The 24554-nt window shown below is 45.9% G+C and carries 20 protein-coding genes and 1 pseudogene; 11 read left to right on the top strand and 10 right to left on the bottom strand.

The features are described 5' to 3' along the window. Positions 1-160: 160 nt before the first annotated feature. On the bottom strand, positions 161-1183 hold the full coding sequence (locus PSI15_RS08480; RefSeq protein WP_273583149.1) for an IS110 family transposase: 1023 nt from the start codon (positions 1181-1183) through the stop codon (positions 161-163). A 364-nt stretch (positions 1184-1547) separates the two neighbouring features. Between PSI15_RS08480 and PSI15_RS08475 the strand changes: the two genes are divergently transcribed. After that, a complete protein-coding gene (locus PSI15_RS08475) occupies positions 1548-2552 on the top strand; it encodes an IS110 family transposase (RefSeq protein WP_273583148.1) in 1005 nt (334 codons plus the stop codon). Positions 2553-2578: 26 nt separating this feature from the next. Here PSI15_RS08475 and PSI15_RS08470 read toward each other — a convergent pair whose 3' ends face one another. Beyond that, complete coding sequence (locus PSI15_RS08470; RefSeq protein ID WP_273583147.1) at positions 2579-2752, bottom strand: hypothetical protein; 174 nt, start codon at positions 2750-2752, stop codon at positions 2579-2581. Positions 2753-2848: 96 nt separating this feature from the next. Between PSI15_RS08470 and PSI15_RS08465 the strand changes: the two are divergent. Next, positions 2849-3094: pseudogene (locus PSI15_RS08465) on the top strand (integrase); the annotation flags it as partial. A 112-nt stretch (positions 3095-3206) separates the two neighbouring features. On the opposite strand, the gene icd reads toward PSI15_RS08465, so the two are convergent. Continuing rightward, complete coding sequence (gene icd, locus PSI15_RS08460; protein ID WP_273583146.1) at positions 3207-4460, bottom strand: NADP-dependent isocitrate dehydrogenase; 1254 nt, start codon at positions 4458-4460, stop codon at positions 3207-3209. 140 nt (positions 4461-4600) lie between these two features. On the opposite strand from icd, the gene rluE reads away from it, so the two are divergent. The 8 genes from rluE (at position 4601) to PSI15_RS08420 (ending at position 12768) form a co-directional block, all read left to right on the top strand. Next, positions 4601-5230, top strand: a complete 630-nt coding sequence (gene rluE / locus PSI15_RS08455) for a 23S rRNA pseudouridine(2457) synthase RluE (RefSeq protein WP_273583145.1) — start codon at positions 4601-4603, stop codon at positions 5228-5230. Beyond that, entirely contained in the window at positions 5223-5681 is a 459-nt protein-coding gene (locus PSI15_RS08450) for an NUDIX hydrolase (protein ID WP_273583144.1), read from the top strand. Before rluE ends, PSI15_RS08450 begins: the two co-directional genes overlap by 8 nt. A gap of 126 nt (positions 5682-5807) precedes the next feature. Further along, a complete protein-coding gene (mnmA, locus tag PSI15_RS08445) occupies positions 5808-6911 on the top strand; it encodes a tRNA 2-thiouridine(34) synthase MnmA (protein WP_273583143.1) in 1104 nt (367 codons plus the stop codon). 2 nt (positions 6912-6913) lie between these two features. Next, the gene (gene hflD, locus PSI15_RS08440) at positions 6914-7540 is read left to right on the top strand and encodes a high frequency lysogenization protein HflD (RefSeq protein ID WP_273583142.1); all 627 of its coding nucleotides are present in this window, start codon (positions 6914-6916) and stop codon (positions 7538-7540) included. Positions 7541-7632: 92 nt separating this feature from the next. Next, the gene (purB, locus tag PSI15_RS08435) at positions 7633-9003 is read left to right on the top strand and encodes an adenylosuccinate lyase (RefSeq protein WP_273583141.1); all 1371 of its coding nucleotides are present in this window, start codon (positions 7633-7635) and stop codon (positions 9001-9003) included. 367 nt (positions 9004-9370) lie between these two features. Further along, on the top strand, positions 9371-10054 hold the full coding sequence (gene phoP / locus PSI15_RS08430; protein ID WP_273583140.1) for a two-component system response regulator PhoP: 684 nt from the start codon (positions 9371-9373) through the stop codon (positions 10052-10054). Further along, entirely contained in the window at positions 10044-11510 is a 1467-nt protein-coding gene (gene phoQ / locus PSI15_RS08425; RefSeq protein WP_273583139.1) for a two-component system sensor histidine kinase PhoQ, read from the top strand. The genes phoP and phoQ overlap by 11 nt, the downstream gene beginning before the upstream one ends. A 136-nt stretch (positions 11511-11646) precedes the next feature. Continuing rightward, positions 11647-12768, top strand: coding sequence for a ribosomal protein uL16 3-hydroxylase (locus PSI15_RS08420; protein WP_273583138.1), 1122 nt, complete (start codon positions 11647-11649; stop codon positions 12766-12768). 75 nt (positions 12769-12843) lie between these two features. Here PSI15_RS08420 and pepT read toward each other — a convergent pair whose 3' ends face one another. The 5 genes from pepT to lolC form a co-directional block, all read right to left on the bottom strand. Then, a complete protein-coding gene (pepT, locus tag PSI15_RS08415) occupies positions 12844-14088 on the bottom strand; it encodes a peptidase T (RefSeq protein ID WP_273583137.1) in 1245 nt (414 codons plus the stop codon). 153 nt (positions 14089-14241) lie between these two features. Further along, positions 14242-15072 carry a Sir2 family NAD+-dependent deacetylase gene (cobB, locus tag PSI15_RS08410; RefSeq protein ID WP_273583136.1) on the bottom strand — a complete coding sequence of 277 codons (831 nt, stop codon included), beginning with the start codon at positions 15070-15072 and terminating at the stop codon, positions 14242-14244. A 1-nt stretch (position 15073) separates the two neighbouring features. Then, positions 15074-16321, bottom strand: coding sequence for a lipoprotein-releasing ABC transporter permease subunit LolE (lolE, locus tag PSI15_RS08405; protein WP_273583135.1), 1248 nt, complete (start codon positions 16319-16321; stop codon positions 15074-15076). Further along, complete coding sequence (gene lolD / locus PSI15_RS08400; protein ID WP_273583134.1) at positions 16321-17022, bottom strand: lipoprotein-releasing ABC transporter ATP-binding protein LolD; 702 nt, start codon at positions 17020-17022, stop codon at positions 16321-16323. Before lolD ends, lolE begins: the two co-directional genes overlap by 1 nt. Beyond that, entirely contained in the window at positions 17015-18217 is a 1203-nt protein-coding gene (lolC, locus tag PSI15_RS08395) for a lipoprotein-releasing ABC transporter permease subunit LolC (RefSeq protein WP_273583133.1), read from the bottom strand. The genes lolD and lolC overlap by 8 nt, the downstream gene beginning before the upstream one ends. 199 nt (positions 18218-18416) lie before the next feature. Here lolC and mfd point away from each other — a divergent pair, with 199 nt between their 5' ends. After that, positions 18417-21869 (top strand): transcription-repair coupling factor, encoded by a 3453-nt coding sequence (mfd, locus tag PSI15_RS08390; RefSeq protein ID WP_273583132.1) that lies wholly within the window; start codon positions 18417-18419, stop codon positions 21867-21869. Between the two features lie 158 nt (positions 21870-22027). Here the strand turns inward: mfd and umoD are convergent, their stop codons facing one another. Together umoD and PSI15_RS08380 are read right to left on the bottom strand one after the other, a co-directional pair. Next, positions 22028-22501, bottom strand: coding sequence for a UmoD family flagellar biogenesis regulator (umoD, locus tag PSI15_RS08385; RefSeq protein ID WP_273583131.1), 474 nt, complete (start codon positions 22499-22501; stop codon positions 22028-22030). Between the two features lie 533 nt (positions 22502-23034). After that, complete coding sequence (locus tag PSI15_RS08380) at positions 23035-24339, bottom strand: NAD(P)/FAD-dependent oxidoreductase (protein WP_273583130.1); 1305 nt, start codon at positions 24337-24339, stop codon at positions 23035-23037. Positions 24340-24554 lie beyond the last annotated feature (215 nt).

Here is a 24554-nt window from a genome sequence, read left to right as displayed (position 1 = left end):
CAAACATATATTCGGCTTCAATGAGCCCTGATGAAAATCCGCACTCTCTGCCCTCATTAGTACAACGGCCCATTAGGCTAAGGATCTTACCAGGTTCACAGAGAGTCGGTACTACCTGTCAGTACATCAACTTATGGACTTTTGCTACATGAAACGAGACTCATCGTGCTTCATAATTCGATTGTTGGTTGATCAGAACCCACGCGATTCGGGCATTTTTGTTTGCCAGTGCGACAGCCGCCTTATTAAGTCCGCTGCGGGCTATCACGCCTTTTAACCAACGTTGCAATCCATTACATCGTTCGTCGGGGAGTTTTTGCACCCGATAAACCACTGAGCGGGCACCGTGGATCAGGATCCCCCGCAAATCGCTATCCCCACGTTTTGTAATACCCAATAACCTGATTTTGCCACCACTGCTATGTTCTCTTGGTAGCAGCCCCAGATAGCTGGCAAAATGGCGGCCATTTCTGAAGTCCTTACTGTCGCCCAAGGCTATCATCAGCGCCGATGCGCCCAGCGGACCGATACCCGGCAGTGCCAGTAACCGCCCGATGTCTTCCTGTTGCGCATTCAGATGGTTGAGGCGTTTATCCAGTTCCTTCAGACGCTGCTGCTGTTCTTTAAGTTCAAGCAACAGTTCCTGAAACAGCTCGCGGCTCATTGAGGTCAGGTCATTTTCGGCATTTTCCAGATGGTCAGGCAAACATTGCTCAACCTTGTGGGCGCTTTCGGGGATGGCAATGCCATATTCTAAGCCCAGTCCGCGGATTTGATTGATCAGCGCCGTTCTGTTTTTCATGAGCCGCTGGCGGACCCGGTGCAAACACTGAATATCCTGTTGTTCCTGCGTTTTTTCCGGGACATAACGCATTCCCGGACGACTGTCTGCTTCCACAATAGCCATCGCATCATTTTTATCGTTCTTGCTGCCCATTCTGAAGGGGACAACATACTGGGGACTAATTTGCTTCACTTCGTGACCAAAGCGTTTAAATTGGCGACTCCAGTAATTTGCGCTGCCACACGCCTCCATCACGATTTTTGAAGGAGGCTGCTGCGCAATGAAAGCCGTCAGTTTCTCGCGTGAGAGCACCGTATTTCTAATCATTTTGCCAAGCGGGGACGCAATATGTACTTGAAACACTCGCTTTGCCAGATCAATTCCGATAACTTGTTCCATTGGACACCTCTTCATCTTTTTGCTGATGTATTCAGCATGGCTCACGAAAGCCGTTTTAGGGAGGTGTCCATTTCATTAGTATATGAACTTCATTTAAGATGTGCGTATCTTTAGTGATAGAGAACTGACTTAAGATCTTGTCACGTTTAACGTCGGGAGCAACTTTTGAGGGCCCTGTTTACGATTTTGTGTAATCGCCATTTCATATTCATTATATGTGACCGTTTAAACGGTCACCGAATTCAATCATAAATCGACTCATTGCAAGACGCCAATCTTGGAGCGGCATCGTCCATAATGAGATGGTCTTCCCCACCCTGTGAGCGATACTCTTATAGGGTATTTTCTTTCTGGAGAGGCCATCATGCAAAACGTCACACTTATTGGTATCGATCTCGGCAAGCATTCTTTCCATATCCATTGTCAGGACAAATTCGGCAAGACTATGCTACGTAAAAAATTTACCCGTACAAAATTAATGGAATTTTTAGTTGGGTGTACATCCACTACCGTCGTGATGGAAGCTTGTGCGGGTGCACATTTTATGGCTCGCCGGATCGCTGATTTAGGCCATGATGCAAAGCTGATATCTCCGCAGTTTGTTCGTCCTTTTGTCAAAAGTAACAAAAATGATTTCGTTGATGCAGAGGCGATATGTGAAGCGGCATCACGTCCCTCCATGCGTTTTGTCCAGCCGAGAACAGAGACTCAACAGGCGATGAGAGCGCTGCATCGTGTCAGAGAATCACTCATCAGAGATAAGGTAAAAACCACTAACCAAATGCACGCCTTTTTGCTGGAGTTTGGTATCAGTCTGCCAAAAGGCGAGGCGGTCATTAAACGGTTATCTCTGGTTTTGGCAGAACACGACGTGCCCGATTATCTGAGCCGTTTGCTGATGAAATTACATGCCCACTACCTTTATCTTGTCGAGCAAATAACCGCGCTGGGAGCAGAATTAAATCAGTCCATCAGTGTAGATGACACCGCTCAACGCATCATGACAATTCCGGGTGTGGGGCCAATTACGGCCAGCTTACTCTCATCCCAGCTCGGTGATGGCAAACAATTTTCATGCAGCCGCGATTTTGCTGCCTCAATGGGACTTGTTCCCCGGCAATACAGTACGGGAGGGAAACCTACCCTGCTAGGTATCAGCAAACGCGGCAACAAAAATTTGCGCCGATTGCTGGTTCAGTGCGCCCGCGCGTTTATGATGCGGCTTGAACATCAGCATGGCAGACTTGCAGAGTGGGTTCAGGCACAACTCAGCAAGAAGCATTCGAATGTGGTTGCCTGTGCACTGGCTAACAAGCTGGCACGAATAGCCTGGGCAATCACCACTCGGCAAAATGAGTATCAGGCCTAATAGATACTGACTCAATAAATTAATGATTAAACAGTGAAATACACGTTATCCATCTGGTTTTGCGAAGACTGATTATTGATGACATGAACGGCCAATCGGCCTGATGAATAACCTGAACTAAAAAGTGGCTTATTGAAGCCGAGTCCATTTTTAGGTTCATCAGGCGCGGAACTCATCGTGGCGCGGGTATCCATACTCATAGAGACGCCGGATAGATTTAAGCAAGCCAACCATACATCAAAATTAGTGTTGCAAAAATGGGGGAAGACCATAGATATTTTCATACCACATCATAATCTAAACGAGGCGGAAAGGTAACGGCAAACACACTGACAACAAATTTTAAAAAAGCAAGGGACAAAACCGATATTGATTGGGGTGAAAGAACACCGGCAACCTTTCATGAGCAACGCTCGTTATCTGAACGTCTTTATCGTGATCAGGGCGTTAATACAAAAGATTTATTGGGACACAAGAGTCAGAAACAAACAGATAAATACCATGATGATCGTGGTAAGAATTGGATAAAAATCATTGTTTAAAATGCTTAAAATTTGGCAGGTTTTGATAACTTATTTTGATAACCGTTCCGAGAGTGATAATAAAACAACGGGAACCATTAAGCTCCCGTTATCTATTCAGTGACGCAATTAATTACATATGAGAGATCATGGCATCGCCGAACTCGCTACATTTCAGTAGCTTAGCACCCTCCATCAGGCGCTCAAAATCGTAGGTCACGGTTTTGGCCGCAATCGCACCTTCCATTCCCTTAACAATCAGGTCGGCGGCTTCAAACCATCCCATGTGGCGCAGCATCATTTCAGCGGAAAGGATCACAGAACCCGGATTGACTTTGTCCTGACCCGCATATTTAGGTGCCGTGCCGTGGGTTGCTTCGAACAATGCGCACTCATCACCAATATTGGCACCTGGGGCAATACCGATACCCCCTACCTGTGCCGCCAGCGCATCAGAGATGTAGTCACCATTCAGGTTCATACACGCAATAACATCATATTCTGCCGGACGCAGCAGGATCTGTTGCAAGAAAGCATCTGCAATCACGTCCTTGATGATGATATCTTTGCCGTTTTTAGGATTCTTGATCTTAACCCACGGGCCGCCATCCAATAGTTCTCCGCCGAACTCAGTGCGAGCCAGTTCATAACCCCAATCTTTGAAAGCACCTTCGGTGAACTTCATGATATTGCCTTTATGAACCAGAGTGACTGATTCACGGTCATTATCAATCGCATATTCAATCGCAGCGCGGACTAAACGTTTAGTGCCTGCTTCTGAACACGGTTTTACACCGATACCGCACTGTTGAGGGAAACGGATCTTACTCACACCCATTTCATCCCGGAGGAATTTGATCACTTTGTCCGCTTCCGCAGAACCCGCTTTCCACTCAATACCCGCATAAATATCTTCGGCGTTTTCGCGGAAAATCACCATATCGGTCAGTTCAGGTTGCTTAACAGGGCTTGGCGTACCTTGATAGTAACGAACCGGACGCAGGCAGACATACAGATCCAATTGCTGACGCAGTGCGACGTTCAGCGAACGGATACCACCACCCACTGGCGTTGTCAGGGGACCTTTGATGGCAACACGGTAATCACGGATCAAATCCAGCGTTTCATCCGGCAACCAAACATCTTTACCATAGACATGCGTGGATTTTTCACCCGTGTAGATTTCCATCCACGCAATTTTGCGCTCACCGCTGTACGCTTTCTGAACCGCAGCATCAACAACTTTCAGCATGACCGGCGTCACATCAACACCAATGCCATCCCCTTCGATGTAAGGGATAATAGGGTTATTCGGAACATTTAATTTACCTTTGGCATCAATCGTAATTTTTTTACCTTCCGCCGGAACAACTACTTTGCTTTCCATTAACCTCTCCTTTCAAATAAGCGCAATGCCTTGTTAATTTTTTGTAAGGGACGTGTCAATACTACTTGAATATTCTGCAAACGCCAACGCTCACAAATTTAAGGTATAATACGCACCCTCACTTTTCACAATCGCTTATCATGACAAATATCGCTTTTAAAAAACGCCAACTTAACCGATTCAGCCAAAGAAAAAATAACAAACCTATAAAAAAACCAACAACTCCCCGTCGGGTATTGATTTTTAACAAGCCTTATGATGTCTTGCCCCAATTCACTGATGAAATGGGCAGAACAACGTTAAAAAATTTTATCCCGTTTACGGATGTTTATGCCGCTGGCCGTCTGGATCGTGATAGTGAAGGCTTACTGGTGTTGACCAATGATGGCAAATTACAGGCCAAACTGACTCAGCCCCATAAAAAAACCGCTAAAGTTTATTACGTTCAGGTTGAAGGTATTCCTGATGAAGCGGCGCTGAATAAACTTCGCAACGGCGTCACATTAAAAGATGGCCCGACGTTGCCAGCCGGAGCTGAATGGGTGGCAGAACCTGCATGGCTCTGGGAAAGAACGCCTCCTATTCGGGAACGCAAAAACATTCCGGTAAGCTGGCTTAAAATTACATTATATGAAGGACGCAACCGACAAGTACGTAGAATGACCGCTCATGTGGGTTATCCTACACTGCGCCTGATTCGTTTCAGTATTGGCTCAATACAATTAGATTCATTATCCCCCGGAGAATGGAGAGAAATTAATCTTGTTTAATCCACACGTGACTGTTGCCTGCATTGTTCATGCAGAAAATAAGTTTCTGATTGTTGAAGAATTCATCAACGACAAACCGCTCTGGAATCAGCCAGCCGGTCATCTTGAAGCGGATGAAACACTGCTCGCCGCCGCCGAACGCGAATTATGGGAAGAAACCGGCATTCGTGCGCAACCGCAAGCCTTGTTAAAATTGCACCAATGGGTTGCGCCGGACGGAACGCCCTTTATCCGCTTTCTGTTCTTGGTTGAAGTGGAAAAAATCATGGACACGCATCCACAGGATGATGATATCTATTGCTGCCACTGGTTAAGCGCGGAAGAGATCCTGAATAGTTCACAGCTACGTTCCCCTCTGGTCGCCGAAAGTATTCTCTGTTATTTGGAGCGCAAAGTTTATCCACTCTCGCTACTGGATTATTATGATCCGCCTGTCGCCAAAGGATCGTAATAAATAACCGTAGTAAACAATATGATAAACAAGCATGGGATAAACGAGTATGAAGACGTTTGGTGCACCTTGGTTGCCAACGTGCTAAAGTATCGCGTTTGTTTTTTTCCGCAGTGAGATATATCCATGTCAGATAACAGCCAGAAAAAAGTCATTGTCGGCATGTCCGGCGGTGTTGATTCATCCGTTTCCGCCTACCTTCTGCAACAGCAAGGCTATCAGGTAGCTGGCCTGTTCATGAAAAACTGGGAAGAAGACGACAGTGAAGAATATTGCTCGGCGGCTTCCGATCTTGCCGATGCCCAAGCCGTTTGTGACAAACTGGGCATCGAGTTACATACGATCAATTTTGCTGCTGAGTATTGGGACAATGTATTCGAACATTTTCTTGCTGAATACAAAGCAGGCAGAACCCCAAATCCTGACATTCTTTGCAATAAAGAAATCAAATTCAAAGCATTTCTGGAGTTTGCCGCAGAGGATTTAGGGGCTGACTATATCGCAACCGGGCATTATGTCCGCCGTCGGGATGTGGATGGCGTCAGCCAATTGCTGCGTGGCCTGGATGGTAATAAAGACCAAAGCTATTTCTTATACACCTTAAGCCACCGGCAAGTTGCCAAGAGCCTGTTTCCAGTCGGGGAACTGGAAAAACCCGAAGTACGCCGCATTGCCGAAGAAATTGGTCTCGTCACCGCCAAGAAAAAAGATTCGACGGGTATCTGCTTTATCGGTGAGCGTAAGTTCCGTGATTTCCTTGGGCGTTATTTGCCTGCCCAACCGGGTCCAATTATGACGGTGGATGGAGAGACCCTCGGCCAACACACTGGCTTGATGTACCATACCCTCGGCCAGCGCAAGGGGCTGGGGATCGGGGGCACGAAAGAAGGCAGTGAAGATCCGTGGTATGTGGTTGATAAAGATGTCGAAAACAACATCCTGATTGTTGCCCAAGGCCATGAACACCCTCGCCTGATGTCTGTCGGTTTGATTGCACAGCAACTTGATTGGGTTGATCGCCAGCTACTGCAAGCCGAAATGCGCTGTGTCGTCAAAACACGCTACCGTCAGCATGATATTCCCTGCACTGTCGTCCCCTTGGGCGAAGATAAAATTGAGGTTCGGTTCGATAGCCCTGTTGCCGCCGTCACCCCCGGTCAATCAGCCGTGTTTTATCAAGATGAAATCTGTCTTGGTGGTGGTGTGATCGAACAACGTATACAGGAGTAGTTGTGGCTAAAAATTATTACGATATTACACTGGCACTGGCAGGTATCTGCCAGTCAGGCCGTCTGGTACAAAAACTTGCCCACGAAGGCCAATGTGATACGGATGCTTTTGAGGTCACGCTCAACAGTATCCTGAACATGAACCCAACATCCACACTGGATGTCTTTGGCAATAATGCCTGTAATCTGCGTATTGGCCTTGATGCCATGTTAGGCATGTTCAATGGTTCGCATAGTGGTGTTTCTGCCGATCTTACCCGCTATATGCTAGGTTTGATGGCGCTGGAACGCCGTTTAAATAAAAATCAATCTGCCGCCAATCAATTAGCCAATCGCATTGAACAATTAGAGCGTCAGCAAGCCTATTTTGAACCAATGTCAGAGGGAATGCTCAACGCCCTTGCGGGCATTTATGTCGATGTTATCAGCCCACTGGGGCCACGTATTCAAGTGACGGGGTCACCTGACGTATTGCGTAATACGCTGATTCAGGCAAAAGTCAGGGCGGCGTTGCTGGCCGGTATCCGCAGCGCCGTCTTATGGCAACAAGTTGGCGGTAGCCGCCTGCAAATCATGTTTTCTCGTCAACGCTTGATCCGACAGGCAAAAGAGATCCTGGCTAATTGTTAGAAAACGAATTGTTAAAAAACAGTTAGCCAAAAAACTGTTAAACCAACGCTGTTAAACGTAAATTGTTAAATAAAATCCGGGAGTTGCTACCAATGGAATTATCCTCACTGACCGCTGTTTCTCCAATTGATGGCCGTTACGGCGATAAAGTCAGCGCACTACGCGCTATCTTTAGTGAGTTCGGCTTACTAAAATTCCGTGTGCAGGTCGAAGTACGTTGGCTGCAAAAACTGGCCGCGACACCAGAAATTAAAGAAGTTCCTGCTTTTGACGCTGACGCAAACGCTTACCTTGATGAAATCATTGCCCATTTCAATGAACAGGATGCACTGCGGATCAAAGAGATTGAGCGCACAACCAATCATGACGTTAAGGCGGTTGAATATTTTCTGAAAGAAAAAGTCGCGCCTGTCCCTGCCCTGCATCACGTGGCAGAATTTATTCACTTTGCCTGCACATCAGAAGATATCAATAACCTGTCACATGCCTTGATGCTTAAAACCGCCCGTGAGAAAGTTTTGCTGCCGCTGTGGCGTCAATTGATCGATACCCTGACCCGCATGGCACATGATTATCGTGATCTGCCACTGCTGTCGCGCACACACGGCCAGCCCGCCACACCGTCTACGGTTGGCAAAGAGTTTGCTAACGTGGCCTATCGTATGGAGCGCCAATTCCGCCAGCTTGGGCAGGTAGACATTCTGGGTAAAATCAACGGGGCGGTGGGTAACTACAATGCGCACTTGTCCGCTTACCCACAAGTAGACTGGCATCAATTCAGTGAGTCATTTGTGACCTCTTTGGGTATCCAGTGGAATCCGTACACCACTCAGATTGAACCTCATGATTACATTGCAGAGTTGTTTGATTGTGTGGCACGTTTCAATACCATCCTCATTGATTTTGATCGCGATATCTGGGGCTATATCGCCTTAAACCATTTCAAACAAAAAACCGTTGCCGGAGAAATTGGTTCTTCTACAATGCCACATAAAGTCAATCCGATTGATTTCGAAAACTCAGAAGGCAATCTGGGATTGGCCAATGCGGTGCTGGGGCATCTTGCCGGCAAACTTCCTGTCTCCCGCTGGCAGCGTGACCTGACGGATTCAACAGTACTGCGCAATCTGGGCGTCGGTCTGGGATATGCCCTGATTGCTTATCAATCCACGATGAAAGGGTTGAATAAGCTGGAAGTCAATGAGCAGCATTTACTGAATGAACTGGACAACAATTGGGAAGTCTTGGCTGAGCCTATCCAGACGGTTATGCGCCGTTATGGCATTGAAAAACCGTATGAAAAATTGAAAGAACTGACGCGTGGTAAACGGGTTGATGCCGAAGGCATGAAAGCGTTTATTGATGGCCTTGAACTGCCTGAAGCGGAAAAAGAACGCCTCAAAACCATGACGCCAGCAAATTACATTGGATACGCGACCTCACTGGTTGACCAGTTAAAATAACCGTTATTTAGTCATGTCAATGGGCGGGTTTTATCCCGCCCAGTGTGATTTCCACGCCTTAATTTCAATACCAGACGCCAATCCCAGCAAACTTCCTGATCGTCGCATACCGTCACTTGAACGTGATTAGATATATGATTCTTATATAGAAGATAAATAAATTGTAAATTTATTTATTATTTCACCCTAACTGTTTGTTTTTAAATGAACCAATCATTAATATACCAACAAAAGCTAAATAGTTACTATACTTAGCTTACGCATAATTATATATCTATAATTTTATTCAATCTTTATTGACGAAATTGATTACTTAGCTATTTTAAATTTATTTGATTAACATTACTGATTAGCATAAGGAATCATTATGCGGATATTGATCGTTGAAGATAACGCATTACTTCGCCATCACTTAACCGTACAACTGCGGGATATTGGGCATCAAGTGGATGCTGCGGAGAATGCCAAAGAAGCAGATTATTACCTTAAAGAGAGTCACCCTGATATGGCTATTGTCGATTTAGGGTTACCGGGAGAAGATGGCCTTAGCATGCTACGGCGCTGGCGCAGTGAGCAAATTAATTTGCCTATCCTTGTTCTTACCGCTCGTGAGAGCTGGCAAGAAAAAGTCACTGTGCTAAATGCTGGTGCAGATGATTATGTGACTAAACCCTTTCATCTGGAAGAAATTAATGCTCGCATACAGGCATTAATGCGGCGTAATAGTGGCCTGGCTTCACAACTAGTTGAAATATCACCATTTTCAATTAACCTCTCAAGAAAAGAGTTTTCTATCAATGATGCTAATATTAAATTGACTGCCTTTGAATACACCATCATCGAAACTTTAATGCGCAACAATGGTAAGGTTGTCAGTAAAGAAACGTTAATGCGCCAATTGTATCCAGACGCTGAATTACGTGAAAGTCATACAATTGATGTATTAATGGGGCGTCTGAGAAAAAAAATATTGAATGAATGGCCAGAAGAGGTCATTGTTACTGTGCGTGGCCAAGGATATCGTTTCGATGTGAAATCTCATGATGCCTAAACGCTCTGAAAAGCCTTTTTCCCTGAGAACTCGGTTTCTCATGGCTACGGCGGCTATTATTCTCGCCCTGACGCTATCATATGGAATTGTTGCCATTGCCGGATATTTAGTCAGTTTTGATAAAACAAGCTATTCCATACTCCGTAGCCAAAGCAATCTCTTTTTCACATTAGCCAGATGGGAAGATAACAAGCTAGATATTCTCGTTCCCAAAGATTTTTCCATGAATTACCGCTCATTAGCCCTGATCTATGACAATAAAGGGACGGTTATTTGGCGCCAAAATAATGTACCTGAATTGGAAAGAATGATTGATCCTGATTGGCTGAAAAAAGATGGATTCTATACGCTAGAAGCGTATTTTAAAGAAAAAGGCGATTTTTTTTATCATCCAGCAGCCACACCCGATCAGGGTAATGCAAAAAAGGTAGAAAATAATAAGGATGTGTTATTAACCTATTCAGTTGCTGTCAACATTTATCCTGCCACTGAAAAACTGCCTGCAATGACTATTGTGATCATTGATACCATTCCACAAGATGTACAGGAATCAGCAAAAGTATGGGAATGGTTTGGTTATGTTTTAATCGCCAATTTACTGCTAATCATCCCATTAGTTTGGCTTGCTGCTGACTGGAGTCTTAGGCCAATAAAATCCTTAATTACCCAAATCAGTTCACTCGAAAATGGCGAAAGGGAAAAACTGGACGAGAATCCGCCTACCGAATTAAAAGGGTTGGTCAGAAACTTAAACAACTTACTATTCAATGAACGTAAACGTTATGCCAAATATCACACAACTCTCTCGGATTTAACCCATAGCCTGAAAACACCGTTAGCCGTATTGCAATCAACGCTACGCTCTATGCGGCCTCCACAAAAACTGACCATTGAACAAGCTGAACCTATTATGCTTGAACAAATTGACCGAATATCCCAACAAATTGGTTACTATCTGCACAAGGCCAATATGCGCAGCGATTACAGTTTGCTTTTGAGGCAAATTTCTTCTGTCCCAATCTTGCTGGATGGATTAATTAGTGCCTTAACAAAGGTATATCAACATAAAGGTATCAAAATTACCCTGGATGTCTCTCCCGAAGTAACATGGCTGGGGGAAAAAAATGACTTTCTGGAAGTGATGGGAAACATTTTGGATAATGCTTGTAAATATGGCCTGAAATTTGTCAAGGTTACCGCCACAATGGGAGAAAACGCGGTCACCATTATTGTCGATGATGATGGACTGGGAGTGCCCTCGGATAAGCGAGAAATGATTTTCCAGCGTGGCTTACGGGCCGACACATTGCGCTCAGGCCAAGGTCTCGGCTTGTCGATAGCGTCTGAAATTGTCGAGCAATATGAAGGTGAAATCAGCATTGATGATAGCCCACTGGGTGGCACCAGAGTCAGCGTGATATTTCGGGCCCAACACAATTCAGCTACCACTCACTAACCGCAAATGCAATAACGATAACAATGAGGTAAGCGATTATTTAGCTCAGCCTCGAAATATTGCAACCAAATCTGATATCGTGGTTGACTATTCGTTATAATAGCGAGAAATTCACCTCTCACTTCAGGATGTCACCATGGATTATCAGCTAAATCTGGACTGGCAGGCGTTTTTGCAAAACCATTGGCAAAAACGACCATTGCTGATTAAACAGGGTTTCCATCAATTTATTGATCCCCTTTCCCCCGATGAGTTGGCGGGACTGGCGATGGAAAATGAAATCGATAGCCGTTTGGTCAGTCAGAAAAATGGGCGCTGGGAAGTTTCCCACGGGCCATTTGAGACTTATGATCATTTAGGCGAAAAAGGCTGGTCTCTGCTTGTACAAGCCGTTGACCATTGGCATCTCCCCTCCTCTGCACTCATGAAGCCATTCCGTGTCCTGTCTGATTGGCGCATGGATGATTTGATGATCTCTTTCTCAGTTCCCGGCGGGGGTGTCGGCCCTCACCTTGACCAATATGATGTTTTTATTATTCAGGGAAAAGGCCGCCGACGCTGGCGAGTCGGTGAAAAAATCCCGATGAAACAACATTGCCCTCATCCTGATTTATTGCAGGTTGACCCCTTTGAGGCCATCATTGATGAAGAGATGTTACCGGGCGATATCCTTTATATTCCACCGGGTTTCCCCCATGAAGGCTATGCGATTGAGGATTCACTGAACTATTCAGTGGGATTCCGTGCCCCCAACTCCCGTGAATTATTCAGCGGATTTGCTGACTATATTCTGGCAAACGAACTCGGCAGCCATCGCTACAGCGATCCTGAACTGACATTCCGTGATAATCCCGCCCTGATTCAGACAAATGAGCTGGACACACTGCGTTCAATGATGCGTGAGCTGTTGGAACAACCAGAAACATTCCAAAACTGGTTTGGTGAATTTATCTCTCAATCGCGCCATGAACTGGATCTGGCTCCACCTGAACCGCCTTATGAGAGCGATGAGATTTATGATTTACTGAAACAAGGCGAAGAATTAAACCGATTGAGTGGCCTGCGCGTCCTGCGTGTCGGCGATCAGTGTTTCGTCAATGGTGAGTTGATAGATACGCCCCATCTCCATGCTGCTGATGCCCTGTGCCAATATGACAAAGTTAATGCTGAACTTCTGGGTGATGCCATTGATGATGTCCGATTTGTCAGTCTGCTGACCGCCTTGGTCAATAGCGGTTATTGGTATTTTAACGATTAACCCAAACAGGTTAATCTGGGCAAAGGGGCAAAAGGAACGGCCCCTTTGTCAGTGTGTTGATTTAACCATTGATAATTATTCAGATAATAGATTATTGCCGTGACTTACCGTCAATTCCGCAATCCGCATAATCACGTTAACGGCCTGCTCCATGCTTTCCAGTGAAATAAATTCGTGCTTGCTGTGATAGTTATATCCACCTGTGAAAATATTCGGGCAAGGAAGGCCGCGATAAGATAATTCTGCACCATCAGTACCACCACGGTTCGGCTGGATTACCGGCTCAATATTACAATCCAGCATTGCTTGTTTAGCAATCGCAATAACATGAGGGTATTTGAGCACCTCACTACGCATGTTGTAATAATCGTCATCAATCGCCAATTCAATATAGCAGTCGGGATGCAAGCCTTTGCCGGCATTTTCCGCAATAGCCAGCATGTTTTTTTTGCGTTTTTCAAAATTGGCGCGGTCAAAATCCCGGATGATGTAGTGCATCTCGGCACGCTCAACGGAGCCTTTTATACTCAGCAAATGATAAAAACCTTCACAGCCTTCTGTCTGTTCAGGCGTTTCCTCAACAGGCAGGGCATGATGAATTTGCGTTGCCAATGTCAATGCGTTAACCATGACGCCTTTGGCACTTCCCGGATGAGCCGTATTACCCACAATCTTGATTGCCACTGAGGCCGCATTGAAATTTTCGCATTCCAATTCCCCCACCCCACCACCATCAACGGTATAGGCCCACTCTGCACCAAAAGCCTCTATATCAAAATGGGACGCTCCCCTGCCAATTTCTTTATCTGGTGTAAACGCAATCCGAATATCACCATGTGGAATATTTTTCTGTTTCAAACGCACCATTGCGGTCATGATTTCAGCAATACCGGCTTTATCATCAGCACCCAACAGGGTTTTCCCGTCAGTCGTAATTAATGTTTGCCCCAACAAACGATGTAATACCGGGAACATGACCGGCGATAACACTTCATCTCCTACCCCCAAGGCAATATCGCCGCCACGATAGTTTTCGACAATTTGAGGATTAATATGCCTGCCGGAAAAATCGGGTGAGGTATCGAGGTGGGCAATGAAACCAATGACAGGAACCGATATTGCAACATTGGCCGGCAAAGTTGCCATCACATATCCCTGCTCATTGAGCGTCACATCAGCAAAGCCAAACTGGATCAGTTCCTCATACAATGCCTTGGCAAGATCCCATTGACCGTCACTGCTGGGAATAGTTTTAGCGGATGATTTTGCTTGGGTATTAAATACACTGTATTTTAAAAAACGCTCTAATAATCTATCCATCTTTTCCTCCCTAAATAGCTTTATCATAGTCAGCGTTTGCAACCTTATCCCGCGCAGTGCGCGGGATAAGGTTGACGCCTGCCATTTTGAAACACGGTTTAGTTCACGTGAATTCATTATGAAAAAGATGGATAGCGTCGGTATTGCGTCAAATCAGCTTTTACCTGCCTTCATCTGCTGAATTAAGGATTGAACATATTGGGTGACGATTTTACTGGCATGACCATAATGTTTTTCATCAAACAGGTTTTCGACCTGACTCGGTTCAAGATTCAACTCAACAGTATGCGCCCCGGACAATTTAGCTTCATGCACAAAACCGGCTGCGGGGTAAACATGACCCGATGTGCCGATCGCAATAAAAATATCGGCATCGGCTAAGGCAGAATAAATCTGTTCCATGCCCAATGGCATTTCCCCAAACCACACGACATGAGGACGCAGTGGCGACGGAAACTGGCAACAATGGCAACGATCTTCCATCGTCAGATCGGTGACCCACTCAACCACCTGCCCGGACTGACAACAGCGGGCTTTCAGTAATTCACCGTGCATATGCAGGACACGGTGACTTCCCGCACGTTCATGCAAATCATCAATATTTTGTGTCACCAACAAAAAATGGTCACCCAGCTCGTGTTCGAGTTCCACCAGAGCATCATGTGCGGCATTAGGCTGGATCTGCGGTTGCCGGAGCTGCTCTCGGCGGGCATTGTAAAATGCCTGAACCAAGTCAGGATCACGCTGGAAACCTTCTGGCGTCGCAACATCTTCGACACGATGTTCTTCCCACAGGCCATCGGAAGAGCGAAATGTTCGAATGCCTGACTCAGCAGAAATGCCTGCCCCGGTCAGCACCACCACATAAGGTTTTTCTATTTTATTTGCCAATCGGATATCCCTGTAAAAGTTTTGTCTATGTAATCGCCGACGCCGTAACCGTCTTATTCGGTAAAATTTGCTATGCCGATGAAGAACCCGCATGTTATTGACCACTCAAAATCCGCGCTGGATCAAGTTTACTGGCTCGACGGGCAGGATACCAACTCGCCAATAAACTTAATACCAATGCCGTTAGCAAAACATAAAGCACATCCGTGAGGTGTAATTCTGACGGCAGAAAATCGATAAAATAGATATCGCCTGAAAGGAGTTGGTGCCCAAGCAGCTTTTCCAATCCCTTAATGATAGTCGTCAAATTTAATGATGTGAAAACCCCAACCACCACACCGACCAGGCTGCCTATCATACCGGTGAGCAATCCATACCATAAAAAAATGGCCCTGATATGGCTATCCTTGGCACCCAGTGTACGTAGTATAGCGATATCGCTGCTTTTATCCTTCACAGCCATAATCAGCGTTGAAATAATATTAAAGCAAGCGACGCCGATAACCAGCACCATCGCCAGATACATAATGCTGCGCACCATCTGGATATCGTTGTACATATAACCGTAATCTTTGATCCAGGTGCTGATATACACATATTTTCCCGTCGCGTTACCGGCGTCCCAAACACGCTGCTCTGCGACAAAAACATTATCTGCTTTAATCGCAATCCCTGTGATGGCATTGGCGTAATCCAGATAATGCTGGGCATCAGGCAAAGGCACAAGGGCTAAACTGTGATCCAACATGCCGCTCAACTGGAAAATACCCGCAACGTGTAAGCGGATGCGTTTAGGCTGTAACAGTTTCAGGCTGGCATCGTTATTGGGGATCATGACCGTCACCCAATCACCTTGTTTCACGTGCAGCGAATTAGCCACTCCCTGCCCCAGAATCACCTGATTTTCTCCTGCCCTGAATGTTTTCCATGCCCCATTACGCACAAACTGAGGCAAACTACTCACGCTGTTCTCTGTCTCCGGATCGACACCCCGCACCTGTATCGCATGGAGCTTTTCACCACGCTCCATCAGGCCAGTAAATTCAATATAGGGTGAGGCGCCGACAATACCCGCTGTCTGTTTTACCCGCCTGAGTGCCGTTTCCCAATCCTGAAAAGGCTGCTCCACCGCATAAATTTGCCCATGTGGAACCACGGAAAGTATCCGGTTTTTCAGTTCCCGCTCAAAACCATTCATGGCACTCAGACCAATAATCAGTACCGCGACGCCCAGCATAATGCCCAGCGTTGAAATGACTGAGATCAGGGAAACCATCCCTGAACGACGCCGGCCCCGACTAAATCGTAATGCGGTAAATAATGCAAGAGGCAGATTTACCATTACATCTCCCCCGTCAGGGTTAATTCATCCTGTAAATACCCATCACGCATTTCCACCTGCCGTGTCAGTTGCCGGGCTAATTTCAGATCATGGGTGACCACCAGAAATGCCGTGCCTTGCTGGTGGTTCAATTCTTGCAGCAGTTGAAACACACTGTCGGCATTGCGTTGGTCAAGGTTACCCGTTGGCTCATCCGCCAATACCAGTGAAGGTTGGTTGACCAGTGCCCGTGCAATGGCGACACGTTGACGTTCTCCTCCCGACAGTTCGGATGGCCGGTGATGCGCCCGCTGTTCCAGTCCAACCGCGGCCAGCATCTCCCGCGCTTTTTGTTGAGCATGGCGTTTTTGCCCCCCAATCAACAGGGGCATCGCCACATTCTCCAGTGCCGTAAAATCAGGCAATAAATGGTGAAACTGATAAATAAAACCAATTTCACGGTTACGCAGTTCTGCCCGCGCAGACGAAGACATTTGGTTAAGGGATTGTCCCTTAAAAAGCACTTCACCCGATGTCGGTGAATCCAGACCACCCAATAAGTGCAGAAGTGTGCTTTTACCCGACCCTGAACTGCCGACAATGGCCATTATTTCGCCTTGCTGCATGGAAAAAGTGACATTCTTCAACACTTCTGTCGCAATTTTTCCTTCCTGATATTTTTTGCACAGGTGATGACACACTAATAACGGGTGATTACTCATAACGTAAAGCCTCAGCAGGTTGGGTGGCAGCCGCGCGCCAGGAAGGGTATAAAGTCGAGATTAAGGCGATCAACATGGCACTGAGGGCAATCATCACTACTTGTGCAGTATCAATCGCCACGGGTAATTGAATGCCTTCGGCCAGCAAACCGATAATTGGCATGAGATGATTTAACTGGCTGGAGAGCAGCACGCCCAATCCCGTTCCCAACAGAGCACCGAGGATGCCAGCGCCCGCCCCTTGGATCATAAAAATGGCCATGACCTGACGGCGAGTCAGCCCTTGCGTCTGCAAGATAGCGATTTCACCCTGTTTTTCCATCACCAACAAAGAGAGAGAAGTGATAATGTTAAACGCCGCGACCGCAATAATCAGGCTCAACAATAACCCCATCATATTTTTCTCCATACGAACCGCCTGAAAGAATTCGCCCTTGCGTTCGCGCCAATCTTTCCATACCAGCCCTGCCGGAAGGGTCTGTTGGCTCAACTCATCGACTAACAGCGGCTGATTGAGGTACAAACGCCAGCCGGTAATATTACCCATCGGATAGCGCAGCAATCTGGCCGCATCCTGTTGATTGACCAGCATTTCTGTCCCATCCACTTCACTGTTGGCGAAAAATGTGCCCGCGACAGTGAATAGACGCTGGCTGGGAATTCTGCCCATTGGCGTTAACTGGCTGGCACTCGGCACAATGATCCGAATTTGATCACCTCGTTTTACCCCCAATTTTGCCGCCAGTTTTTCGCCCAGAATGACAAAATAACGTCCGGGTTGTAATTGGCTTCGGTCAACATTGACAAGATGTTCTGTCAGCGGTGCATATTCGTCATGGTTAATCCCCAACATGACACCCACCCCAACATTGTGGTGACTCTGCAATACCACATCCCCTTGCACGATAGGGGTAATGCGATTGACTCCCTTTAACCCCGCAAGCTGGCTGCTCGGATGTTCTGCCGGGCTGACAGAGCCTTTTTCCGAAGTAATGACAGCCTGTGGCATAAAACCCAGAATGCTGCTTTCCAGTGAACGCTCAAAGCCATTCATCACTGACAGCACCGTGATCAACGCCGCGACGCCCAGCGTAATGCCAATCGCCGACAGCCATGAAACAAAACGGCCAAATTTATCGACCGCCCGCCCGCGCATATAGCGCAATCCTATAAATAATGAGACAGATTGGAACATGAAATCTGTTACGCCCCTGTTGCCAAAGCAAAGTGTTCGGGGATAATAAAGGGTAGCAATACTTTATGGAACCACCCGTATCCCGGTTCTGCGGTTTTTTTTACTTTCTCTCAACCTGCCAGCGTATTTATTGTAAGGCTACTGGGTTAAAAATGTGTTGGGAATGGACTGAATCTTAGAGAACACATATCAAACACTTATGTCAGCAAAATACCGTTATCAACTTCCTGAACGCCGCGGTGATAGCCGCTCCCTGGGCCATTTGACCGGCGCAGCCTGTGCCGTTGAATGTGCCGCAATCATTGAACGTCACTCAGGGCCAATACTGCTGGTGACCAAAGATATGCAGAATGCCCTGCGATTGCGTGATGAAATTCAACAGTTCACCCACGCCCCCATCAATACTATGTCAGATTGGGAAACTTTGCCCTACGACAGTTTTTCTCCTCACCAAGAAATCATCTCCAACCGCCTGTCCACGCTTTATCATTTACCCTTTATGACGAAAGGGGCATTAATCCTTCCCGTCAATACCCTGATGCAGCGGGTCTGCCCACACGATTATCTCAAGGGCCATGCGCTGGTTATGCACAAAGGGCAGCGTCTTTCACGTGATAAGCTGCGGGCAGAGCTAGAACAGGCAGGTTATCGTAGCGTTGAACAGGTACTGGAACATGGCGAGTTTGCGACGCGCGGCGCCTTGTTTGATCTTTTCCCGATGGGCAGTGAACACCCTTACCGCATCGATTTTTTTGATGATGAGATCGACAGCCTGCGTACTTTTGATGTGGATAGCCAGCGTACCTTGGCCGAAGTGGAAAAAATCAGTTTACTGCCGGCACATGAATTCCCCACCGACCAAGAGGCGATTGAGCTGTTTCGCAGCCAATGGCGTGAACAGTTTGAAGTCCGTCGTGATGCTGAACATGTTTATCAGCAAGTCAGTAAAAAAATGCTGCCGGCGGGCATTGAGTATTGGCAACCGTTGTTTTTTGAACAACCTTTGCCTGCCATCTTTGACTATTTGCCCGAAAATACACTGTTAATTACCCAGAATTTGACCCATGCTGCGGAACGTTTCTGGCAAGATGCGAAACAACGCTTTGAGAGCCGCAAAGTTGACCCCATGCGCCCGTTGCTCGCGCCTGAACAGTTATGGTTGCCGGTCAATAAGCTATTTTCAGAACTGAAAAACTGGCCCCGCATTGAAGTCGATAACGATCCCCTGCCGCAAAAAGCAAAGAATACCAACCTTGCCTATCATCCGCTGCCTGATTTATCGGTTGCGGCACAACAAAAAGCCTCATTGGATAAATTACGCCGTTTCATGGAGCAATTCAGTGGTGAAGGCAAAATCGTATTTTCAGTGGAAAGTGAGGGACGCCGGGAATCCGTACAGGAATTACTATCCCGCATCAAAATCAATCCGATAAAAATAAACCAGCTCACTGACGCCGACAGCCCCGGCCATTATTTGATGGTTGGCGCCGCAGAGCACGGTTTTGTTGATGAAGACCACCATCTCGCGTTGATTTGTGAAAGTGACATGCTTGGCGAACGGGTCAGCCGCCGCCGTCAAGATAATCGGCGAACCATCAATACCGATACCCTTATCCGCAATCTCGCTGAATTACGGCACGGACAGCCGGTGGTTCACCTTGAGCATGGTGTTGGGCGTTATCAGGGGTTAATCACGTTAGAAGCGGGTGGCATTAAGGCCGAGTATCTTATCCTGACTTATGCCGGAGAAGATAAATTATATGTGCCTGTCTCTTCCCTGCACCTCATCAGCCGTTATGCCGGTAGTGCTCAGGAGAGCGCCCCATTGCATAAATTGGGAGGAGAGGCATGGAGCAAAGCCCGCCAGAAAGCGGCTGAAAAGGTGCGTGATGTTGCCGCCGAACTTCTGGATGTTTACGCACAACGTGCCGTTAAACCCGGTTTTGCTTTCGAAAACGATCGCGAACAATACCAACTGTTCTGCCAGAGTTTTCCCTTTGATACCACCCCTGATCAAGAGCAGGCCATCAACGCGGTACTTGATGATATGTGCGAGCCGATTGCCATGGACAGACTGGTATGTGGCGATGTTGGGTTTGGGAAAACAGAAGTGGCGATGCGCGCCGCATTTCTGTCCATTATCAACAATAAACAAGTTGCAGTCCTTGTACCCACTACCTTATTGGCTCAGCAGCATGACGATAATTTCCGCGATCGCTTTGCAAATTGGCCGGTACACATTGAAGTGATGTCACGCTTTCGTAGTGCAAAAGAACAACAGCAGGTCATCGATATGGCGGCGGAAGGCAAAGTGGATATCATTATTGGTACTCATAAGCTCCTGCAAAGCGATCTGCGCTGGAAAGATCTCGGTTTATTAATCGTCGATGAGGAGCACCGCTTCGGGGTTCGTCATAAAGAGCGGATTAAATCAATTCGGGCAGATGTTGACGTTCTGACACTGACGGCAACCCCGATCCCGCGAACCCTCAATATGGCAATGAGTGGTATGCGTGATCTCTCCATTATCGCCACGCCGCCTGCCCGTCGCCTGGCCGTGAAAACGTTTGTGCGTGAATATGATAGCCTCGTGGTACGTGAATCTATCCTGCGTGAAATTTTGCGCGGCGGGCAAGTTTACTATCTGTATAACGATGTTGAAAATATCGAAAAAGCAAAAGGCCGGCTGGAAGAACTCGTTCCCGAAGCCAGAATTGTGGTAGGACACGGGCAAATGCGTGAGCGCGATTTAGAACGCGTGATGACCGATTTCCATCATCAGCGTTTTAATGTGTTGGTGTGTACCACGATTATCGAAACCGGTATTGATATTCCCAGTGCCAATACCATTATCATTGAACGTGCCGATCATTTTGGTTTAGCCCAATTACACCAATTACGTGGGCGTGTCGGGCGCTCTCATCACCAAGCCTATGCTTATTTGCTGACCCCCCATCCCAAAGCCATGACCAGCGATGCGAAAAAACGGCTGGAGGCCATTGCTTCGCTCGAAGATCTGGGGGCAGGTTTTGCCCTGGCGACTCACGACTTGGAAATTAGAGGCGCTGGCGAATTATTGGGTGAAGACCAAAGTGGGCAGATGGCCAGTATCGGTTTCACACTCTATATGGAATTATTGGAAAGTGCGGTTGATGCGCTTAAGGAGGGACGGGAACCTTCGCTTGAAGATCTCACCAACAATCAGACTGAGATAGAACTACGTATGCCTGTGCTTATACCGGATGACTATATTCCGGATGTCAACATGCGCTTATCGTTCTATAAACGCATCGCCAGCGCACAGGATAATAGCGAATTGGATGAGCTGAAAGTTGAGCTTATTGACCGATTTGGCGTTCTGCCTGATCCGGGACGTCAACTGTTGCAATCTGCTGCTATTCGTCTGATCGCCCAACAACTCGGTATCAAACGCATTGAAGCCCATGAAAAAGGCGGCTTTATTGAATTTGGCCATCACAATAAAGTCGAACCGAATTATCTCATTGGCTTATTACAAACGCAGCCTAAGATTTACCGGTTGGATGGTCCCTTTAAATTGAAATTCATGGCTGACTTAACCGAGCGGGCTTCTCGTTTATCTTTTATCCAACAATTACTAGAAAATTTCGTTCAGCACCAGCGCGATGCCTAATCGGGATCAATCTGGCATTTAAACGATGAAAAAGTAACGATGAAAAGGTGATACCATGGTTGCACTAACACGAAACAGTGCAACCTTTTTTATTCTATCTTCTGTTTTTTACTCTGCCTTCCGCTAATTTGCTAAAAAGTAAGAGTTATTCATTGTTGTCAATATGATTTCAGAACTAATTGACCTTTCTCATTTAAAGGGATAGTGTCATCGGGTTTGTACTCCATCCTGATTTTTCCCGGCTGCTCTCCAATGACATAATTGACGTCATACGCGACAATATGTGGCTTCTTAAAATTAAATTCTGTGCAATTTTCTAACACTGAATGGATTAAAGCCGGATATTCCCTATTGGCTTTCAGGTGTTCAAGCAGGGTTAAGATACGATATTGATAGGTAATAAAGTGATTTCCGGATATCGCTTTTACCGTAATGGGAATGGGAAATACCGTAACAGGGCAATAGGATTGACGAAAAACAACCGTTGATCTGATCGGTTTTGAAGATAATACGTGCGCAACGCCAGGGCGTGGAGAGTCAAAATAAAACGTTGCCGCGGCACCAATGATGGCAATAGTAATGATAGTGATTATGATACCAATTACATACTGTCTTATCGTTAGTTTAACCACATAGCACCTTGATATATTGATAATTTCCCACACAATTTGATTGAAAGAATAATTTCATAAGAATTTAGTGCATAAAGACTAATTTAATATCCCCAAATTTCATATTACATAAAAAATCGTTCCAATGTCCTTTAATACTACGGTTTAATATTACTATTTACTACTTAATACTACAGACCGAACAAAATTGTGATACCAGAGTAACCTGACCAAATCTAGCCTTATTAGATAGATTAATTAAATATACTGATAAGTTATCCTCATAATTTGTAAAAATCACTCTTATTGTGTATGCCACTATTATAAAAACCGATTGATAATCAGGTCATTATTTAAAAAACAATATTATATATAACAATAATGAATTAATTGAAATGCGATTCAGATTTTATTTGAATACGTTCTATTCATTAGAATAAACACTTGAAGTCACTTTAGAGAAGAATAATTATGGTATGTATAATAATAAATATAATGGCAGGTCAATGGCTCACCTCAATTAATTACTTTAAGATGAGCCATTTTTTCGCTAATTAATGCAACTTCAAGCGTGGACGAATAACGCGGTTAATGCCTCCAACCAGCATCATCAAGCCAGTTTTAATGTATCCATGCAAAGCGACCTGATGCATACGATACAAAGAGATGTAAACCACACGAGCAATACGGCCTTCAACCATCATTGAGCCACGCATCAAGTTACCCATCAGACTACCAACAGTACTGAACCTGGATAATGAAACCAATGAGCCATGATCTTTATAAACATACTCTTTCAATGGTTTTTCATTTAACAATGCCAGAATATTATCATAGCAACGGCTTGCCATCTGATGAGCGGACTGGGCACGAGGAGGAACAAAACCCCCTTCTTTTTTCGGGCAGGATGCACAATCTCCAATGGCAAAAACATGATCATCCAGTGTGGTTTGCAAAGTCGGTTTTACAACCAATTGGTTGATACGGTTGGTTTCCAATCCCCCGATCTCTTTCATAAAGTCAGGTGCTTTGATTCCCGCAGCCCAAACCATCAGGGACGCTTTGATCTGTTCACCCTCTTTTGTATTCAGCCCATGCTCATCGGCGCTGGTCACCATTGTTTTGGTTAATACCTTAACGCCCAGTTTCGTCAGCTCTTGATGAGCCGCACTGGAAATACGTGTCGGCAATGCAGGCAGAATTCGCTCTCCCGCTTCAACCAAAGTCACATTCAGGGCATCTGAATTCAGGCTTTCGAAGCCATAACTGTTCAGTTGCTTAACGGCATTATAGAGTTCTGCGGAAAGCTCTACACCAGTCGCACCACCACCCACAATCGCAATATTCACTTTTTCTTCTGCACATTGATTGGCAGAATATTTCAGGAACAGGTTTAACATCTCATTGTGGAAACGGTGTGCCTGTTGCGGGTTATCAAGGAAAATACAATTTTCCTTCACACCAGCCGTCCCAAAATCATTAGATTGGCTGCCCAATGCCATGACAAGAATGTCGTAAGCCAGTTCACGCTCTGGCACTAACAGGTCACTGTCTTCATTACGGATCTCAGCCAGCGTAATTTTCTTCTCTTCACGATGGATATTCGTGAGTGTACCTAGCTGGAAATTGAAATAATGATTACTGGCATGAGCCAAATAGCTCAATGCATCAACGCCATCATCAAGAGACCCTGTTGCAACTTCATGCAATAGTGGTTTCCATAAATGGCTGTTGTTACGATCCACCAACGTAATTTCGGCTTTCTTGTTACGCCCTAATTTATGCCCCAAACGCGTTGCCAGTTCTAAACCACCAGCGCCCCCACCAATGATGACAATTCTTGTCTTTGGCGTTGTCATGACTACCCCACTGAAAATACAACTAATGTTATGTAAAGCGTTAAACGAGTTTCTTTGTGTAAAAAACTTGCGTAAAAACCTTGAATAACGGCCTTAAATAACTTCAGGCTAAACAAATTTCATATCGCAAATATTGCCAGAATATCATGGCCGGTCAGTTGGTCATACCAAAAATGACCTCAATTAAATTCTTTTGATTAATTAGACATCAATCA

The sequence above is a fragment of the Xenorhabdus sp. PR6a genome, assembly GCF_028599065.1.
In the GTDB taxonomy this organism is placed as follows: Bacteria; Pseudomonadota; Gammaproteobacteria; order Enterobacterales; family Enterobacteriaceae; genus Xenorhabdus; species Xenorhabdus doucetiae.
The sequence above is the reverse complement of the archived record's forward strand: the minus strand, read 5'-3'. Positions and strand labels throughout refer to the sequence as shown.

What these genes read in the sequence shown, in the direction of transcription:
- PSI15_RS08480 (WP_273583149.1), bottom strand. Translation starts at nt 1,183, where the DNA reads ATGGAACAAGTTATCGGAATTGATCTGGCAAAGCGAGTGTTTCAAGTA.
- PSI15_RS08475 (WP_273583148.1), top strand. Translation starts at nt 1,548, where the DNA reads ATGCAAAACGTCACACTTATTGGTATCGATCTCGGCAAGCATTCTTTC.
- PSI15_RS08470 (WP_273583147.1), bottom strand. Translation starts at nt 2,752, where the DNA reads ATGAGTATGGATACCCGCGCCACGATGAGTTCCGCGCCTGATGAACCT.
- icd (WP_273583146.1), bottom strand. Translation starts at nt 4,460, where the DNA reads ATGGAAAGCAAAGTAGTTGTTCCGGCGGAAGGTAAAAAAATTACGATT.
- rluE (WP_273583145.1), top strand. Translation starts at nt 4,601, where the DNA reads ATGACAAATATCGCTTTTAAAAAACGCCAACTTAACCGATTCAGCCAA.
- mnmA (WP_273583143.1), top strand. Translation starts at nt 5,808, where the DNA reads ATGTCAGATAACAGCCAGAAAAAAGTCATTGTCGGCATGTCCGGCGGT.
- purB (WP_273583141.1), top strand. Translation starts at nt 7,633, where the DNA reads ATGGAATTATCCTCACTGACCGCTGTTTCTCCAATTGATGGCCGTTAC.
- phoP (WP_273583140.1), top strand. Translation starts at nt 9,371, where the DNA reads ATGCGGATATTGATCGTTGAAGATAACGCATTACTTCGCCATCACTTA.
- phoQ (WP_273583139.1), top strand. Translation starts at nt 10,044, where the DNA reads ATGATGCCTAAACGCTCTGAAAAGCCTTTTTCCCTGAGAACTCGGTTT.
- PSI15_RS08420 (WP_273583138.1), top strand. Translation starts at nt 11,647, where the DNA reads ATGGATTATCAGCTAAATCTGGACTGGCAGGCGTTTTTGCAAAACCAT.
- pepT (WP_273583137.1), bottom strand. Translation starts at nt 14,088, where the DNA reads ATGGATAGATTATTAGAGCGTTTTTTAAAATACAGTGTATTTAATACC.
- cobB (WP_273583136.1), bottom strand. Translation starts at nt 15,072, where the DNA reads ATGCGGGTTCTTCATCGGCATAGCAAATTTTACCGAATAAGACGGTTA.
- lolE (WP_273583135.1), bottom strand. Translation starts at nt 16,321, where the DNA reads ATGGTAAATCTGCCTCTTGCATTATTTACCGCATTACGATTTAGTCGG.
- lolD (WP_273583134.1), bottom strand. Translation starts at nt 17,022, where the DNA reads ATGAGTAATCACCCGTTATTAGTGTGTCATCACCTGTGCAAAAAATAT.
- lolC (WP_273583133.1), bottom strand. Translation starts at nt 18,217, where the DNA reads ATGTTCCAATCTGTCTCATTATTTATAGGATTGCGCTATATGCGCGGG.
- mfd (WP_273583132.1), top strand. Translation starts at nt 18,417, where the DNA reads ATGTCAGCAAAATACCGTTATCAACTTCCTGAACGCCGCGGTGATAGC.
- PSI15_RS08380 (WP_273583130.1), bottom strand. Translation starts at nt 24,339, where the DNA reads ATGACAACGCCAAAGACAAGAATTGTCATCATTGGTGGGGGCGCTGGT.